This is a genomic window from Pseudochrobactrum kiredjianiae, assembly GCF_030362795.1.
In the GTDB taxonomy this organism is placed as follows: domain Bacteria; phylum Pseudomonadota; class Alphaproteobacteria; order Rhizobiales; family Rhizobiaceae; genus Pseudochrobactrum; species Pseudochrobactrum kiredjianiae.
Genome location: NZ_JAUCBM010000005.1, coordinates 13,263 through 30,014, shown reverse-complemented (window position 1 = coordinate 30,014; position 16,752 = coordinate 13,263). Strand labels below are relative to the sequence as shown.

Sequence of the window (16,752 nt, the reverse complement as noted above, 5' to 3'; positions counted from 1 at the left end):
ATCATAAAAAACGCCGCGTAATACTTTACGCGGCGTTTTTATTATTCAGCTAAACGAGCCCATATTTGCGGTATCAATGCAGGCATATCCTCTGCAATCATGCCCTTTGGTGCGACTTCTGCATAATAATTGGCTGTTTCCGCATGGATCCACACAGCAGCGCAAGCCGCTTCAAAAGCTGACATCCCCTGCGCTGACAGGCTGGCAATAATACCCGTCAGCACATCACCGGAACCGGCCGTCGCCAGTAATGCATTGCCATTAGTGTTAATCGCAGCACGGCCATCCGGTGCGGCAATCACTGTATCTGCGCCCTTGTAAATCACCACAGCATTACTGAGAGAAGATGCCTGTCTCGCACGGGTAACTTTATCGGCCTGCATATTCACTACAGAACCAAACAACCGCTGAAACTCGCCCTCATGCGGCGTTACTATCAGTGCAGGTTTTGCCGCTTTTGCAGCATCAAATAATCCCTGCGGCTGATCTTTAAATGCAGTCAATCCGTCCGCATCCAGCACCAGCGCACCAAGATCGTCGCTTTGCAACATTGTCAATGTAAGCTCTGACGCGCGTTGTAAATCGCCGAATGCAGGGCCAAGAACGGCTGCCCGCACTTTACGCTGCGTAAAAAACTCCACTACAGCCGCATCGTCCTGCAAAGGTCTCAACATGACACTCGTCAGTTGCGCAGCATGCACAGGCAGCGCTTCATCAGGCGCAATAACAGTCACCAGCCCCGCACCGGTTCGCGCAGCCGCCGCGGCACTCAAACGCGCAGCACCTGTTGCTGTCAGCCCACCTGAAAATACTGCTACATGCCCGCGACTGAATTTATGGCTGTTTACATCAGCCCAAGGCAGCAGCTTTTCCCACAATTCAAGATTATTCTCAAACAATTGCGGCTGTATTTTTTCCAGCACCGAAGGCTCAATACCGATATTATAAAGGCTGATCCAACCGCAATGCTCCCGTCCCGGCTGCAACAAATGGCCGGGCTTTTTGCGAAAAAAACTGACTGTCAGTCCGGCTTTAACGGCCGTACCCATCACTTGCCCGCTGTCACCTGAAATACCGCTGGGCAAATCGACTGCACAAACCGGCGTACCAGATTGATTGAGCTGATTAATACAGTCCGCAATTTCACCCGTAATATTGCGCGACAGTCCGGCACCGTAAAAAGCATCAATCACCAGATCAAACTGTTTTGTATCGAATGCCGACAAAGGCAGTATTTCACCGCCCTCTGTTGTGTAGGCATTCTGTGCTTGCCACGCATCAGTAATATCGTGCGGAGGTAAATCACTGAAGCAATAAACATGCTTTCCGCCCTGCCGGTAGTGACGCGCAACAACATAGCCGTCACCGCCATTATTGCCATGCCCGCAGAGAACGGCAATCCGCAGAGCTTCCGGCCAAAAGCTGCTGGCTTGCTGGTAAACAGCCTCACCTGCTTTGCACATCAGCGCATAACTGTCTGTACCAGCTGCAATTGTCAGCTGATCAGCGCGTGCCATCTGATCCGGTGTTAACAGCTCCATGATTACCCCTCACAAGCCAATTTTTAAGCAACTGCCTAATATTTAGGCAGCTTGAACAAATATTAATCAGAAACAAAATCTTGCCCGCTTAATCTCACACCATATGCGGCTTCGCCAGATGAATGTTTAAAAAATAAGCATATCTAAAACACAAATATTTGAACATTTAGGATTGATCGCATTTTATTAAAACGAGCCATATTCAATTGTATCAATGGCTTAATAGCAGCAGCAATCAAACACACCGGATCAATGCGGCTAAAAATACAAAATTCTCACTTTATTTCTCACCAGATCGACACTTTGGCATGATTTATGCTTATAGTTCTTCAACACGTGTGTAATACCGGATTAAAAACTCAGGAGGCAGCATTCTGATGAAAAAAATCGAAGCTATCATTAAGCCGTTCAAACTTGATGAAGTCAAAGAAGCGCTTCAGGACGTTGGCCTGCAAGGTATCACTGTTCTTGAAGCCAAAGGCTTTGGCCGTCAGAAAGGCCATACCGAACTCTATCGCGGTGCGGAATATGTTGTTGATTTTTTGCCTAAGGTAAAAATCGAAGTCGTGCTTGCTGATGACGCTGTGGATGCCGCTGTTGAAGCCATCCGCAAAGCCGCGCAAACCGGCCGTATCGGCGATGGCAAAATCTTCATCTCCAATATTGAAGAAGTCATCCGTATCCGTACCGGTGAAACCGGTCCTGACGCCATTTAAAGCGTACGCGTAAAAGTCTGAAACGGTTTTCGGATAAGATACGCGTAGAAACAAATAGATAGAGCATTTTCTATATTTGAAAATAAGCTGAAAATGCTCTGATCTTATAAATTTCACCGGTTTTCCGGCCAGACACAAACTGCTTAACGTCGTTCAATAGGAAACACGCATATGACGACTGCTCACGATATTCTAAAACTGATCTCTGACAACGACGTTAAATTCGTTGACCTGCGCTTTACCGATCCTAAAGGCAAACTGCATCACGTCACTATGGATGTGGGTATGGTTGATGAAGAAATGTTTGCTGACGGCGTTATGTTCGACGCCTCCTCCATCGGCGGCTGGAAAGCCATCAATGAATCCGACATGGTTCTGATGCCGGATCCGGCTTCTGCTCACATGGATCCGTTCTTTGCAGCATCCACACTGGTTCTGCTCTGCGATATCCTTGATCCGGTTACCGGTGAAAACTACAACCGTGATCCGCGCGGCACTGCCAAGAAAGCAGAAGCCTATGTGAAATCACTCGGCATCGGCGACACTGTTTTCATCGGCCCTGAAGCTGAATTCTTCATCTTCGACGATGTGAAATATAAGAACGATCCTTACAACACAGGTTTCAAGCTGGATTCCAACGAGCTGCCATCAAATGATGACACCGATTATGAAACCGGCAATATGGGCCACCGTCCGCGCGTTAAAGGCGGCTATTTCCCTGTACCGCCAATCGATAGCTGTCAGGATATGCGCTCGGAAATGCTCACAGTTCTGTCCGAAATGGGCGTAACTGTTGAAAAGCATCACCATGAAGTTGCCGCAGCTCAGCATGAGCTCGGTGTGAAGTTCGACACGCTCGTCGCCAATGCCGACAAGATGCAGCTCTTCAAATATGTTGTTCACCAGACTGCAAACGCATATGGCAAAACCGCAACCTTCATGCCTAAGCCGATTTTCGGTGACAATGGTTCGGGTATGCATGTTCACGTATCGATCTGGAAAGACGGCAAGCCGACTTTCGCAGGTAATGAATATGCCGGTCTGTCAGAAAGCTGCCTGTTCTTCATCGGCGGCGTGATCAAACATGCCAAAGCACTGAATGCATTCACGAACCCATCAACCAACTCTTATAAGCGTCTGGTTCCGGGTTATGAAGCGCCTGTTCTGCTGGCCTATTCTGCCCGCAACCGTTCAGCTTCCTGCCGTATTCCGTTTGGCAACTCGCCAAAATCAAAACGTCTGGAAGTCCGCTTTCCAGATCCGACAGCAAACCCATATTATTGCTTTGCTGCCATTCTGATGGCCGGTCTGGACGGCATCAAGAACAAGATTCATCCGGGTGCAGCAATGGATAAAGATCTCTATGATCTGCCGCCAAAAGAACTGAAAAAAATCCCGACTGTTTGCGGCTCGCTTCGTGAAGCACTCCAGAGCCTCGACAAAGACCGCGCCTTTCTCAAAGCTGGCGATGTGTTCAGCGACGATCAGATCGACAGCTTCATTGAGCTGAAAATGCAGGAAGTTATGCGCTTTGAAATGGCTCCGCATCCGATCGAATTCGACATGTACTATTCCTGCTGATTTGTTTAGCAAAGAAAAACCCCGCCAGTGGCGGGGTTTTTTATTGCCAGATCACAAGTGAATCTAATTGCCAGGCAATTCACGTAAAGTGCTGATTGTTTTATATTTTACGCAACAAAAAAGCCGCATCAGCGATACTGAAGCGGCTTTTTCTCACTTGCTTTCAAGCGTGATTTACAGTGCTTTTACAATCACATCAGCAGCGCGGATTTCCTTTTCGCGCCAGACGCGGCGAGCCTGCGCTTCCTCATCATCGCCCCATTGTTCAATCGTCCAGTCTTCATCAACATGGGCAGCTTTCCAAGCCGTATCCACATCAATTGCGCCTTTGAACAGCGCCAATCCGGTAATAGCAGAGCCACAAAGTGTCGTCATCACATGCAGCGATGCCAGCGCAATCGGGTCTGTAACCATACGCAAATGCGCACCAAATGCAGCCAGCGCCTCGCGCGGCTGCGCTACATGCATCAGCCCTTCTGTCACTTCAAAATTAGCGCCAAGCGTTGCCGCCCAGTCCAAAATAGGATCCCAACTTTCACGCTGACGTTCTACCAGCTCCTTCGGGCTTTCCGCGCGATAGCACAGCAGGTCTGTGCCGGCAAAACGCAGAATTTCCTCCAGAACAGCTTGAGTTTCAGCAGCCACACCGTCAATCGCTGTATTCACCAGACGGGTTGCAGGCATATCTTTCGGATCAATATGCGTATCCTGTCGGGCAAACTCATCAGCAACGATCTGCGCTGCCGCTTCAGTTGGCAGCACCAGCTTGTTACGCAACGGTGTATTAACCAGCTTGCCATCAAGAAGCACTGCGAAGCCGCCCTCTGCATAAGCACCAACCGTTACATCTTTATAGAAACGCTTTGGCAGCGGTGTCAGCATCTGCTTCTGCGCTCTGATTACCGGATCAGGATCAGACAACATGGCTTCATGATCCAGCCGTGCCTGTTCGATATCTTCAAGAATATTGCGCATAAAATTTCCTAAACACTTCGGCTCAAAATCTCACCACGCGATCAGCGGGCAAGCTGAGCCAACAAATCTGACGGATGCTGCAATATGGCAGCCGCACCCGCTTCACTTAATCTTTCAGGCTTATGGTAGCCCCAATTTACACCGATTGCTGTGGCACCGGCACTGCCTGCCATCATCATATCGTAAGTTGTATCACCGATTACAAAGGTCTGCGACACATCGCAACCCGTCTCATGACAACATTCCAGCACCATTGCCGGATGCGGCTTGGACGGGCAATCATCTGCACAACGCGATACAAGAAAATGCGGCTCGAAACTATGTCGCTCCATCACGGAGATAACTCCACGGCGGGACTTGCCTGTGACCAGGCCGAGCAAAATATCATCCTGCTGTGCCAAACCATCAATCAACTCGGCAATACCGTCATAAAGCGGCTCATCAAAATCGGCTTCCAGCCGGATTTTACGAAATTGCAGCTTATATTGCTCCGTCAGATACTCAACCTCAGCCCCCATAGGAATGCCGGAGATTTGTGAAATAGCCAGATTAAGCGTTAGTCCGATAATTTCCTGTGTTTCATTGAGTTCCGGAAGACGCAAACCCGCATTGGCAAAAGTCTCGGCCATACAACGGTGTATAACGCCGCCGCTATTGACCAGCGTTCCGTCACAATCAAACAGCACCAGTTTCATGTTGTCGCTTTTTCCTGCAATGTTTTTGCCAGTTCGGCACTTTGCGCATCGAATTGCTGCGCAGCTTTACGCACTGCTATGCGTTGCGCATAATTGGCAATAAATAATCCGCCTGCGATCAGGCCAAGAGCCGCGAACAATTTCCAGCTCATCGGTTCGCCCAGCACCAAACCGCTCATAATAACGCCGAATGCCGGAATAAGCAGCGCGAAATTTGACAGTGCCGAAGCCGGATAACGGCGGATCATCCAGAACCACAAGGGATAGGTAAAGGCGACGATAAAGGCAGCCTGAAAGATAAAGGCGACATAAGTTAGCATCGTCGGATTGCGTATCGCATCGCCCATGAGCGGCCCGAAGGCAATCGGCACAATCGCAGCAATAACCAGCTGATAAAGCAGTGTCTTTTCCGGTGCTGTATCGCTGAGCGTGGTTTTCTTGATTACCAGTGTTGTCGCTGCCCAGAAGATACTCGCCACGAGGCAAAGAAGATCGCCATAAATCGCGTTTTCGCCCGGCATTGATAATTCATCAGAGAGAACCAGCACCACGCCGCCAAATGCAACAATCATCCCCACAATGGTCAGCGGGCGAATACGCTCTCCAAGCAGAAAATGTGCGCCGATAGCAACCCAGAACGGCATGGTATTAATCATCAGCGTTGATCGCCCTGCACTGGTGAAATCCAGTCCGGCGAAAATCAACACAAATTCAAGGCCGAACAAAATGCCGATTGCCAGCCCCGGTATCAGCGTCTTGTCGCGCTGAAATAAAGATATACCGCGATATTGGCACCAGAGAAAAACCAGCAAGCCACCAACAAAAGAACGTGCCGCCGCCATATACATCGGGTTGAAGCCCTGATTGCCGATTTTAATGGCAACCTGATTCATCCCCCAACTGACACAGATGAATAACATCAGCGCCACGCCCATAGTATCAATGGTTGTGCGGCGCTCATAACCTGTTGTCACCTGCCCCGTTACCGGCGCTGCGTTCCCTGCTACCTTACCCATTTTATCCCCGTATCAAGCGCAAACCGGCCGGTTCACCGGCTCTTTTTAAATGCGTCGTCTTATTAGAGCGCCGCGTGCCATACCTGGCACACAAAACTCGCTCTAACACTTTAAAATTAGAGCATAATTTCACCTTAAACTGATCCAAGTTTAAGGAATTATGCTCTAGTCTTGTTCTGCATCCGCGTCGAAACCAAGCAGGTTCCACGACTGCACCATATGTGGTGGCAATGGTGCCGAAACATCAATGATACCGCCGCCACCCGGATTAGGGATACGAATACGACGTGCATGAAGATGCAGACGGTTCTGAACACCACCCGGGAAATCCCAATTGATATCGGCATCAAAATATTTCGGATCACCGATAATCGGATGTCCGATATGCAATGTATGAACACGCAACTGATGCGTACGGCCGGTATAAGGTTCCAGTTCCAGCCAAGACAGGTTCTGACCGGCTGTTTCCAGCACGCGGTAGAAAGACACTGCATGATCGGAATCCGGCTCACCATGCTGGCAAACGCGCATACGATCGCCATCCGGCGTGCTTTCTTTTACAACCCATGTGGAGATTTTATTCTCACGCTTGCGCGGCACGCCTTTAACCAGAGCCCAATAGGTTTTCTTGGTATCGCGCTCGCGGAAAGCTTTGGTCAGCGCCTGTGCGGCACCACGGGTTTTAGCCACCACCAGAACGCCGGAAGTATCACGGTCAAGACGATGCACCAGACGCGGCTTCTCACCACGTTTATTGCGCCATGCTTCCAGCATCGAATCGACGCTACGCACCACACCCGAACCGCCCTGCACAGCCAGACCGGACGGCTTATTGAACACATAGACTCTCTCATTCTCAAAAATTAGCATTTTCTTGAGAACATCGCCGTCATCCTGATTACGGATTGTTTTACCGGTCAGCGGTGTATTGTCATCTTTTTCGTCAAGACCGAGCGGCGGAATACGCACAGACTGGCCGACCTGTAAGCGGCTATCCGCTTTAACACGTCCGCCATCCACGCGGATCTGGCCGGAGCGCAGCAGTTTCTGCAAATGCCCGAAGCCCAGCCCCGGAAAATGCACTTTAAACCAGCGATCAAGGCGCATGCCTGTTTCGTCTGCATCTACAGTTTTAAGTTCTACGCCAGCCATATTTATTTAATTCCGCTAAAATTCGGGGCACATCACAGCGGCAAAATCCAATGCCAGCCATGCAGCCTGTATAATCTGAAATAAGCTCCTAGAGCATTTCGTCGCTAAATGGAAACATTAGATGACAATACAACCGTGCAGAACATCTTTTCTGTAAAGGCGTGACATACCTGCAAGTAATAATTCCGGCGCACCGATTTTGATTCAATGCAGGAGTTTATTGCCACAAACGCTTAAAAACACAGGATTTTCACCGATTATTAAACGCCATTAAATTTCCTGACCACAAGTAAATATTCAGCTTTATCAGCTAGTTACTGTAAACTATCACAGTAGGTTACAACTGGTTGTAATTTATGGTCAGTTTCGCACTTAAATTGCCACTTATGGACACCAATTTTCATTGCAGTTTCAGGCAATCAGGATCATGTTCCCGCTGCCGCTAAACATTTGTTTTTCTGACCGCAATCTGACTGGCGGATATAATTCGGTCAGACATTATACCGGAGTGGCCCGTGTCTATAGTGCGCATTTACTGGAGATCCCTGCAATATCTCTCAGCCGAGAGAACATCGACAGTGCTTATTGTGCTGGCGAATATTGCGCTTGGCGTGATCACCATTTTTGAACCTGTCCTTTTTGGTCGGGTCATTGATGCGATTTCACAAAAAACGGTGATCATTCCGACCCTCGCTCTCTGGGCGGGTCTTGGCGTATTCAACATTATTGCTGTGGTGCTGGTCGCCCGTGGCGCTGACCGGCTGGCGCATAAGCGCCGCCTTGGCGTTCTGACCAAATCTTATGAGGGCATCATTACGATGCCGCTGGCATGGCATCAACAGCGTGGTACATCCAACGCGCTGCACACGCTGATCCGTGCAACCGACACGCTATTTACGCTGTGGCTGGAATTCATGCGCAACCATCTGACCACCATTGTGGCATTGGCTGTACTGATCCCGACTGCATTGAGCATGGATGCACGCCTGACACTGGTACTGATGGTACTTGGCGCAATCTATATGATGATCGGTCAGTTGGTTATTCAGAAAACCAAAGACGGTCAGGCCGCTGTTGAGCGCCACCATCACAAAGTTTTTGAGCATATCAGCGATACAATCAGCAATATTTCCGTTTTACAGAGCTATAACCGTATTAATGCAGAAGCATCTGCCTTGCGTGAATACGCAGCAACTTTGGAAAAAACCCAGCGTCCGGTACTGAACTGGTGGGCGCTGGCCAGCGGTCTGAACCGTATGGCTTCCACCATTTCCATGGTGATCGTGCTGCTCATCGGTGCCTATCTGGTATCGAAAGGCCAGCTCCGTGTTGGTGAAGTCATTACCTTTATCGGCTTTGCCCAGCTGATGATCGGTCGTCTTGACCAGATCAGCAACTTCATTAACCAGACCGCCTCTTCCCGTGCGAAACTCGAAGAATTCTTTGCAATGGAAGATGCTGTGGCACTTCATGAAGAGCCGCAAGCTGCAAATGATCTGAAAAATGTGCAGGGTGAAGTTGTCTTCGACAAAGTGACCTATGAATTCCGCAATTCCGGTCAGGGCGTTTATGATATTTCCTTCACCGCTAAAGCCGGTCAGACCGTGGCTATTGTCGGCCCGACCGGTGCCGGTAAAACCACGCTGATCAATCTGTTGCAGCGCGTTTATGATCCTGTTGCCGGTCAAATTTCCATCGATGGCACCGACACCCGCAATGTCAGCCGCTCATCTTTGCGCAAAGCTATGGCAACAGTGTTTCAGGATGCCGGTATGTTCAACCGCTCGATTGAGGATAATATCCGTATCGGTGCGGATGATGCGACCAATGAAGAAGTGCATGCTGCTGCAAAAGCTGCCGCTGCCCATGAATTCATTCTGGCGAAAAGCGATGGCTACGACACGGTTGCCGGTGAGCGTGGCTCACAGCTTTCCGGTGGTGAGCGTCAGCGTCTGGCGATTGCCCGTGCGATCCTTAAAGATGCTCCTATTCTGGTGCTGGATGAGGCAACATCTGCGCTCGACGTAGAAACCGAAGGCATGGTCAAACAGGCTATCGACGATCTGAGTTCCGACCGCACAACCTTTATTATTGCTCACCGTCTTTCCACTGTGCGCAATGCTGATCTGGTGCTGTTCCTTGATAAAGGACACATCATTGAAAGCGGCAGCTTCAATGAGCTGGCTGCCAAAGGCGGTCGCTTTGCTTCCCTGCTGCGTGCAGGCGGCCTGATGGCTGAACAGGCAGAGCTGACCGATGACATTGAAGAAAACAGCAATGTCACGCGCTTCCCGTCCAAGGTGACAGCATAAACCAGCCTGAATCTAAAAATGATAAAACCCGGCTAGAGCGCCGTGTGCCAGACTTGGCACACAAAGGTCGCTCTAACACTTTAAAATGAGAGCATTTTACAGCTAAATATTTATTTAGCGTCGTACAAATGCGGATCAAAAAAGGGTTAGAGCGGAGTGCATGATTCAACTCATACACAAACCGCTCTAACCACCGGGTTTTATTGTAATATAAGCAATTATTTTTGATTGCGTTCAATCCGTAATTTCGCCCAATAATCAAGGCGCTTACGAATATCCCGTTCAAAACCACGCTCCGGCGGATTATAATATTGCTGCCGCCCCATTTTCTCAGGGAAATAGTTCTGCCCTGAAAATGCGTCCGGCTCATCATGATCATACCGGTAGCCATCATTATAGCCCTCATCCCGCATCAGCTTGGTTGGAGCATTGAGAATATGTTTTGGCGGCAGTAGAGAACCGTTTTCTCTGGCAGCGTGTCTCGCCGCTTTATAAGCCAGATAAACGCCGTTGGATTTTGGTGCAGTCGCCAGATAGATGCAAGCCTGCGCCAGAGCAAGTTCGCCCTCAGGTGAGCCAAGATAGTCATAGGCATCTTTAGCAGCATTACAGACGACGAGCGCTTGCGGATCAGCAAGACCGATATCCTCAACCGCCATGCGCACTAAGCGGCGTCCGAGATAAAGCGGATCTTCTCCCGCATCAAACATCCGGCTGAGATAATACAGCGCTGCATCAGGATCAGAGCCGCGCACAGACTTATGCAGTGCAGAAATCAGATTATAGTGCCCGTCCTGCCCCTTGTCATAGACCGGCGCACGACGCTGAACGATGTCCTGCAATTGCTCAGCGGTAAACACCTCTTCCGGCCTTGCCGCTCGCCAGACTTCTTCAGCCAATGTGAGCGCCGCACGGCCATCACCGTCTGCCATGCGCACCAGACTGGCACGGGCATCTGCATCAAGCGGCAATGGTTTCTGCTCCACCTCTTCGGCTCTGGCAAGAAGTGTGGTGATGCTTGTCTCATCATGCGGTTTGAATGTCAAAACCCGCGCACGTGACAACAGAGCGGCATTGAGTTCAAAAGACGGGTTCTCAGTCGTCGCACCGATCAAAACGACTGTGCCGTCTTCCATCACCGGCAAAAAACTATCCTGCTGCGCACGGTTAAAGCGATGTATCTCATCAACAAACAGCAATGTCTGGCGACCGGACATTCGCCGCGCCCTTGCAGTTTCAAAAACCCTTTTAAGATCGGCAACACCGGAGAAAATCGCCGAGATTTGCTCAAAAGCCAGTTCTGTATGACCAGCCAGCAAACGCGCTATAGTGGTCTTTCCGGTTCCGGGCGGGCCCCAGAAGATCATAGAACCGAGGCTGCCCGCTGCGATCATACGCGAGAGAATCCCCTGCTCACCAGTCAGATGCTCCTGCCCTGTCACTTCATGCAAGTCGCGCGGGCGCAAACGATCCGCCAGCGGGCGGTTACGGTCAGCCAATGGATCGGACGCAGAAGAAAATAAATCACTCATAGCAACAGGCCGGATTGCTTTCGCAAACCGGCCTCCCCGTTTCAGTTATACACCAACGGCTACAGAGGAACCGTGTGATAAAAATCAGCGAACAAACTGACGGTAAATTACACCATCCCGTTCAATATCCAAACGCCATAATGCATTGCGTCCGGCAGAAAGAACAGTCAGTAAATCATCTACATTACCAATCGCTGTGCCATTGACACCGCGCACGATATCACCGGCTTTCAAATTCATCGCCTGCGCCGGTGTATTGTCTTTCACACCGCTAATCATAACGCCACGGGTTGTCGGAGCCACGCGGGCTTTGCGGGCGAGCTCCGGCGTAATGTCCTGCACAAGTGCGCCAGCCAATGGATTACGGCCGGTAATCTCGCGTGCTGGCACTTCTTTTGGCGGCTGGGCGAGCTTAACCGCAACATCACGGGATTTGCCGTCATTCAACACAGTCATCTGCACTGTCTTGCCAATCCCTGCGGTCGAAACGCGATAGGCCAATGCATCAGGATTATCGACTTTCACGCCATCGATTGCCGTAATCACCTCACCAACCGTGATACCGGCTTCTGCCAGCGGGCCTTTTTCAACAAGCTCAGTAATCAACGCACCGGAAGGCTGCTTTAAACCAAGTCCGGCAGCAATATCCGGTGTAATGGCCTGAAATGTAGCCCCGACATAAGGGCGCTCAAATTTGTCACTGCCGCTTTCCGCAGATTTGACCACTGCGGAAACCATATTCGACGGGATAGCAAAGCCAATACCGACAGAGCCGCCGCTACGCGAATAGATCGCGGTATTAATCCCGATCAGATTGCCCTGCATATCAATCAGTGCGCCGCCGGAGTTACCCGGATTAATCGCCGCATCGGTCTGGATGAAGAAGTCAAAGTCCGAAACGCCGACCTGCGTGCGTGATTGAGCCGAGACGATACCACTGGTAACAGTCTGTCCGACGCCGAACGGATTACCGATTGCCAGCACCAGATCACCGACTTCAACCTTGTCGGAATCGGCCAGCTTTACAGTCGGGAGCTGTTCTTTGACATCAATCTTCAAAATCGCCAGATCGGTGGTCACATCATTGAGCAATAACTTGGACGAAAATTCACGCCCATCTGCCAGTGCGACCTTAATATCGTCCGCACCGTCAATCACGTGATTATTGGTGACGATCAGGCCGGAACCATCCACGATCACGCCGGAACCGAGCGATTGCTCAAAGCGCGGTTTGTTCGGGCGCATCTGCCCGCCGAAAAACTGTTCAAAGAACGGATCACCGGCAAAAGGTGAGCGCTGCTGCACTTTGCGTCCCGCATAGACATTCACCACCGCGCCAGAGGTCGACTTTACCAAAGGCGCATAGGATAGCTGAATATCACTGTGAGACTGCGGCACTTGCTTTTCCGCGACCGCCGGTGTGCTGACAGCAGGTGCAAAAACAGAAATCGTACCCGCCGCAATAACACCGGCCAGCAGAACAGCCAGACCGGCCTTGTAAATTTTGCCAAGACGCCCCGACGCATTGGCCGGATCATTCTGCAGATGTGAACTCATATTTTCATCCCACTTTTCGAAAACCGACTGATTAAGAGGAATATAGGCTGCAAAACAGGACGGAAAAGAGGCTGATCCACAAACATAAAATTAAATTATTGTAACAAAACAACCTCTTAAACAGTTCACTATTTATCCAGCGGTATAATTTTATAAAATCACATTTGTGACAACGATAACAACGCATCACCAGAAAGGCGATAAAAGACCTTTTCCTGTTGAGCCAAGGCTCCCAATCCTGCGTAAAAACTCAACAACGCCGGATTATCGCGATCAGCAGTCCAGTCCACCCTTTTATGCCCCTGCTCGACCGCAATTTTCGCAACAGCGGAAACTAATGCTTTGCCAACACCCGTACCTCTCGCCTCAGCAGTGACAAACAACTCTTTCATAAACAAACCGGATGTCAGGCTCGGCCCCGGATATATTGAGGAAAATGCAGCAAACCCAATGATTTTCTCTGCTTCAGCAACAATAATTTCAACACCAACAGGAAGCGAAGCAAGCTTGCTTTCAATAACATGCGGTGTCGGACAAGGTACCTTATAATAGCTCTGCATTTCTTCAAACAAACGCACCAGAGCGGAAGTATCTGAAGGCAAGAAAAAACGAATATTCGTCACGAAGAGAACTCCACTTGTTAAGTTCTTTAATCTTGAGGAACATTTTTAAAATGATCAATCTTTAAGGTCTTAAATTTTATTATAAAATGAAGAGTACTCAAAAATTCTGAAAATATATCAACATACACGACCATGACAACGTAGGATTTTAACTAATAAAAAAGGGGCCGTGAGGCCCCTTAATTTATACAATCTGTTTTAAACAGATTATGCAGCTTCTGCTTCAGCAGCTTCTGCTTCAACGCGGGCGCGGTCGCCTGCACCCTTAGCAGTGATGTCGCGTTCTACGAACTCGACAACTGCCAGAGGAGCATTATCACCGAAGCGATAGCCTGCCTTCATAATACGGATGTAGCCGCCGTGACGATCAGCATAACGAGTTGCCAGAACGTCAAACAGTTTTGCTACCAGCTGCACATCGCGAATAGCCGAAATGGCCTGACGACGGGCATGCAGATCACCGCGTTTGCCGAGAGTAATAAGCTTCTCAACAATCGGACGGATTTCTTTTGCCTTAGGCAATGTAGTAACGATCTGCTCGTGTTCGATCAGCGATGCTGCCATATTAGCAAACATAGCCTTACGGTGGCTTGCAGTCCGGTTCAGCTTACGGAGTGTCTTTCCGTGACGCATGAGCCTTCTCCTTTAAAATCTATCTTCCGGTCGCAACCGGTCTCAATATTGATCTTCGTAGCGCTTAGCGAGATCTTCGATATTTTCCGGCGGCCAGGTCGGGATTTCCATACCAAGATGGAGTCCCATCGACGCCAGAACTTCTTTGATTTCGTTCAGCGACTTGCGGCCGAAATTCGGAGTCCGCAGCATTTCGGCTTCTGTCTTTTGGATCAGATCGCCGATATAAACGATGTTATCGTTCTTCAGGCAGTTTGCCGAACGAACAGACAGTTCCAGTTCATCCACTTTCTTCAAAAGGGCTGGATTGAATGCGAGTTCTGCAACCTGTTCCTGCGGAGCTTCCTTCTGCGGCTCGTCAAAGTTGACGAAGATCGCAAGCTGGTCCTGAAGAATACGGGCTGCATAAGCAACTGCATCTTCACCAGTGACAGAGCCGTTGGTCTCAACATTGAGGATCAGCTTGTCATAATCGAGAACCTGTCCCTCACGGGTGTTTTCGATTTTGTAGGAAACTTTACGTACCGGTGAATAGAGGCTGTCAACCGGAATAAGTCCGATCGGAGCATCTTCAGCGCGGTTACGGTCAGCAGGCACATAGCCCTTGCCCGTATTGACAGTGAATTCCATACGGATTTCAGCGCCCTCATCGAGGGTGCAGATGACGTGGTCCGGATTAAGGACTTCAACATCACCAACCGTCTGGATATCGCCAGCCGTTACGACGCCTGGTCCTTCCTTGCGGACAACCATGCGCTTAGGTCCATCGCCTTCCATGCGGATAGCGATTTCTTTAACATTCAGTACGATATCGGTAACGTCTTCACGCACGCCGTTGATCGACGAGAATTCATGCAGAACGCCGTCAATCTGAACAGCAGTCACCGCAGCACCGCGCAGCGAAGAAAGAAGAACGCGACGCAGCGCGTTACCCAATGTCAGACCATAACCGCGTTCAAGCGGTTCAGCCACAACAGTGATCTTGTTCTTCGAGCCCTGGGAAACGAAATCAACCTTATTAGGCTTGATCAGCTCCTGCCAGTTTTTCTGAATCATGTGCTTTCCTTTAATCTAGCTTTGCCACTATCCAATCGTGGCAACAGAGAGTGGAAACCACGAAAGACCTGAACAATATGTTCGGGCCCTTGCGGCGATGAACTGATTAGACGCGACGCTTCTTGCGTGGACGGCAACCATTGTGCGGGATCGGTGTCACATCACGGATCGAAGTGATCGTGAAACCTGCAGCCTGCAGAGCGCGAAGCGCTGATTCACGGCCGGAACCCGGACCGCAAACTTCAACTTCCAGCGAACGCATGCCGTGTTCCTGAGCCTTCTTAGCGCAATCTTCAGCAGCGATCTGAGCAGCAAAAGGAGTCGATTTACGCGAACCCTTGAAGCCCTGTGCGCCAGCTGACGACCAAGCAATAGCATTGCCCTGCGCATCAGTGATGGTGATCATTGTGTTGTTGAATGTCGAATTGACGTGAGCAACACCCGAAGAGATATTTTTACGTTCGCGACGACGAACGCGACCGGCTTCTTTAGCCATAACTAGTCCTTCCAATTGATCTCTACACCGCCGTAGTACCAGCGGCTACACCGACATGTTTCAGGTTTTAAGGCCTGCCCATGTCTGGATCTGTTTATTGGCGCTTTTCAGAGCCAAACTTTAAGATGCCCCGCAACGGGAGCATAATCCAACTTATTTCTCACCCGGCGAATAAGGCCGGAGCAGAGACAAGCAAATACCGGAGCTATTTTATGAAACAGCTCCGGTATTTTCAGATTACTTCTTCTTACCGGCGATCGCCTTTGCAGGACCCTTACGGGTACGAGCATTGGTGTGGGTACGCTGACCGCGAACCGGCAGGGAACGACGATGACGCAGACCGCGGTAGCAGCCCAGATCCATCAGACGTTTGATGTTCATCGAAACTTCACGACGCAGATCACCTTCAACCTGGTAATCACGGTCAATGGTTTCACGGATCTGCAGGACTTCAGCATCTGTCAGCTGGTTTACACGGCGATCAAGCGCAATGCCGACCTTTTCCATGATTTCAGCAGCAAATTTAGGGCCAATACCGTGAATATACTGAAGTGCAATGATTGCACGCTTATTCGTTGGAATGTTTACGCCAGCAATACGTGCCATGCGCTTTCTCCTGTATGAACCGCAGAATAACAGCCATTTCGGCTATTTTTTAGATCATGCGGTAGTTTTAAATATTACAGCGCCGAACACCGGCTTATCGCTGTAATGAGCTCTACCGTACGCTATCTGCCATTATCTGCCGCAAAATGCGGGATTACAGCGAATAACACGAACGAAATCCAAGAGATCCACCAGCCTTTTTAATAAAAACCGGATCTGTTCTCTATGCCTGTGCCGAACCACCGGATACAGACAGCATAA

The 16,752-nt window shown here is 49.8% G+C and carries 14 protein-coding genes and 1 pseudogene; 3 read left to right on the top strand and 12 right to left on the bottom strand.

Annotation, left to right across the window (positions count from 1 at the left end; translation table 11 throughout):
- Positions 1 to 41: 41 nt before the first annotated feature.
- On the bottom strand, positions 42 to 1,544 hold the full coding sequence (locus tag QUF18_RS11420; RefSeq protein WP_289387526.1) for an NAD(P)H-hydrate dehydratase: 1,503 nt from the start codon (positions 1,542 to 1,544) through the stop codon (positions 42 to 44).
- 374 nt (positions 1,545 to 1,918) lie between these two features.
- Between QUF18_RS11420 and QUF18_RS11415 the strand changes: the two genes are divergently transcribed.
- Together QUF18_RS11415 and glnA are read left to right on the top strand one after the other, a co-directional pair.
- Positions 1,919 to 2,257: a P-II family nitrogen regulator gene (locus QUF18_RS11415; RefSeq protein WP_113944928.1), complete on the top strand. Its 339-nt coding sequence runs from the start codon at positions 1,919 to 1,921 to the stop codon at positions 2,255 to 2,257.
- 171 nt (positions 2,258 to 2,428) lie between these two features.
- Positions 2,429 to 3,838 carry a type I glutamate--ammonia ligase gene (gene glnA, locus QUF18_RS11410; protein WP_289387234.1) on the top strand — a complete coding sequence of 470 codons (1,410 nt, stop codon included), beginning with the start codon at positions 2,429 to 2,431 and terminating at the stop codon, positions 3,836 to 3,838.
- A gap of 174 nt (positions 3,839 to 4,012) precedes the next feature.
- Here the strand turns inward: glnA and QUF18_RS11405 are convergent, their stop codons facing one another.
- The 4 genes and pseudogenes from QUF18_RS11405 to QUF18_RS11390 all read right to left on the bottom strand — a co-directional run bounded on the left by QUF18_RS11405 (position 4,013) and on the right by QUF18_RS11390 (position 7,676).
- Positions 4,013 to 4,813 (bottom strand): ATP12 family chaperone protein, encoded by an 801-nt coding sequence (locus QUF18_RS11405; protein ID WP_289387233.1) that lies wholly within the window; start codon positions 4,811 to 4,813, stop codon positions 4,013 to 4,015.
- Between the two features lie 41 nt (positions 4,814 to 4,854).
- Positions 4,855 to 5,508, bottom strand: a complete 654-nt coding sequence (locus tag QUF18_RS11400; protein ID WP_289387232.1) for an HAD-IA family hydrolase — start codon at positions 5,506 to 5,508, stop codon at positions 4,855 to 4,857.
- A 74-nt stretch (positions 5,509 to 5,582) separates the two neighbouring features.
- A pseudogene (locus QUF18_RS11395) lies at positions 5,583 to 6,524 on the bottom strand (DMT family transporter); the annotation flags it as partial.
- Positions 6,525 to 6,689: 165 nt separating this feature from the next.
- Positions 6,690 to 7,676, bottom strand: coding sequence for an RluA family pseudouridine synthase (locus QUF18_RS11390; RefSeq protein WP_289387231.1), 987 nt, complete (start codon positions 7,674 to 7,676; stop codon positions 6,690 to 6,692).
- 515 nt (positions 7,677 to 8,191) lie between these two features.
- Between QUF18_RS11390 and QUF18_RS11385 the strand changes: the two genes are divergently transcribed.
- Positions 8,192 to 9,988 carry a glucan ABC transporter ATP-binding protein/ permease gene (locus QUF18_RS11385; RefSeq protein ID WP_289387230.1) on the top strand — a complete coding sequence of 599 codons (1,797 nt, stop codon included), beginning with the start codon at positions 8,192 to 8,194 and terminating at the stop codon, positions 9,986 to 9,988.
- Positions 9,989 to 10,206: 218 nt separating this feature from the next.
- On the opposite strand, the gene QUF18_RS11380 is transcribed toward QUF18_RS11385, so the two are convergent.
- The 7 genes from QUF18_RS11380 to rpsM all read right to left on the bottom strand — a co-directional run bounded on the left by QUF18_RS11380 (position 10,207) and on the right by rpsM (position 16,491).
- On the bottom strand, positions 10,207 to 11,520 hold the full coding sequence (locus QUF18_RS11380; protein WP_289387229.1) for a replication-associated recombination protein A: 1,314 nt from the start codon (positions 11,518 to 11,520) through the stop codon (positions 10,207 to 10,209).
- A gap of 84 nt (positions 11,521 to 11,604) precedes the next feature.
- On the bottom strand, positions 11,605 to 12,996 hold the full coding sequence (locus QUF18_RS11375) for a DegQ family serine endoprotease (RefSeq protein WP_374806734.1): 1,392 nt from the start codon (positions 12,994 to 12,996) through the stop codon (positions 11,605 to 11,607).
- 239 nt (positions 12,997 to 13,235) lie between these two features.
- On the bottom strand, positions 13,236 to 13,700 hold the full coding sequence (locus QUF18_RS11370) for a GNAT family N-acetyltransferase (protein ID WP_289387227.1): 465 nt from the start codon (positions 13,698 to 13,700) through the stop codon (positions 13,236 to 13,238).
- 207 nt (positions 13,701 to 13,907) lie between these two features.
- Positions 13,908 to 14,333 carry a 50S ribosomal protein L17 gene (gene rplQ, locus QUF18_RS11365; protein WP_289387226.1) on the bottom strand — a complete coding sequence of 142 codons (426 nt, stop codon included), beginning with the start codon at positions 14,331 to 14,333 and terminating at the stop codon, positions 13,908 to 13,910.
- Positions 14,334 to 14,375: 42 nt separating this feature from the next.
- A complete protein-coding gene (locus tag QUF18_RS11360) occupies positions 14,376 to 15,389 on the bottom strand; it encodes a DNA-directed RNA polymerase subunit alpha (RefSeq protein WP_289387225.1) in 1,014 nt (337 codons plus the stop codon).
- A gap of 106 nt (positions 15,390 to 15,495) precedes the next feature.
- Positions 15,496 to 15,885 (bottom strand): 30S ribosomal protein S11, encoded by a 390-nt coding sequence (gene rpsK, locus QUF18_RS11355; RefSeq protein ID WP_289387224.1) that lies wholly within the window; start codon positions 15,883 to 15,885, stop codon positions 15,496 to 15,498.
- Positions 15,886 to 16,122: 237 nt separating this feature from the next.
- The gene (rpsM, locus tag QUF18_RS11350; protein ID WP_075654838.1) at positions 16,123 to 16,491 is read right to left on the bottom strand and encodes a 30S ribosomal protein S13; all 369 of its coding nucleotides are present in this window, start codon (positions 16,489 to 16,491) and stop codon (positions 16,123 to 16,125) included.
- Positions 16,492 to 16,752: the final 261 nt, after the last annotated feature.

Bases quoted from the DNA above. Each gene is read 5' to 3' on its own strand.
- QUF18_RS11415 (WP_113944928.1), top strand. From the start codon at position 1,919: ATGAAAAAAATCGAAGCTATCATTAAGCCGTTCAAACTTGATGAAGTC.
- glnA (WP_289387234.1), top strand. From the start codon at position 2,429: ATGACGACTGCTCACGATATTCTAAAACTGATCTCTGACAACGACGTT.
- QUF18_RS11405 (WP_289387233.1), bottom strand. From the start codon at position 4,813: ATGCGCAATATTCTTGAAGATATCGAACAGGCACGGCTGGATCATGAA.
- QUF18_RS11400 (WP_289387232.1), bottom strand. From the start codon at position 5,508: ATGAAACTGGTGCTGTTTGATTGTGACGGAACGCTGGTCAATAGCGGC.
- QUF18_RS11390 (WP_289387231.1), bottom strand. From the start codon at position 7,676: ATGGCTGGCGTAGAACTTAAAACTGTAGATGCAGACGAAACAGGCATG.
- QUF18_RS11380 (WP_289387229.1), bottom strand. From the start codon at position 11,520: ATGAGTGATTTATTTTCTTCTGCGTCCGATCCATTGGCTGACCGTAAC.
- rplQ (WP_289387226.1), bottom strand. From the start codon at position 14,333: ATGCGTCACGGAAAGACACTCCGTAAGCTGAACCGGACTGCAAGCCAC.
- QUF18_RS11360 (WP_289387225.1), bottom strand. From the start codon at position 15,389: ATGATTCAGAAAAACTGGCAGGAGCTGATCAAGCCTAATAAGGTTGAT.
- rpsK (WP_289387224.1), bottom strand. From the start codon at position 15,885: ATGGCTAAAGAAGCCGGTCGCGTTCGTCGTCGCGAACGTAAAAATATC.
- rpsM (WP_075654838.1), bottom strand. From the start codon at position 16,491: ATGGCACGTATTGCTGGCGTAAACATTCCAACGAATAAGCGTGCAATC.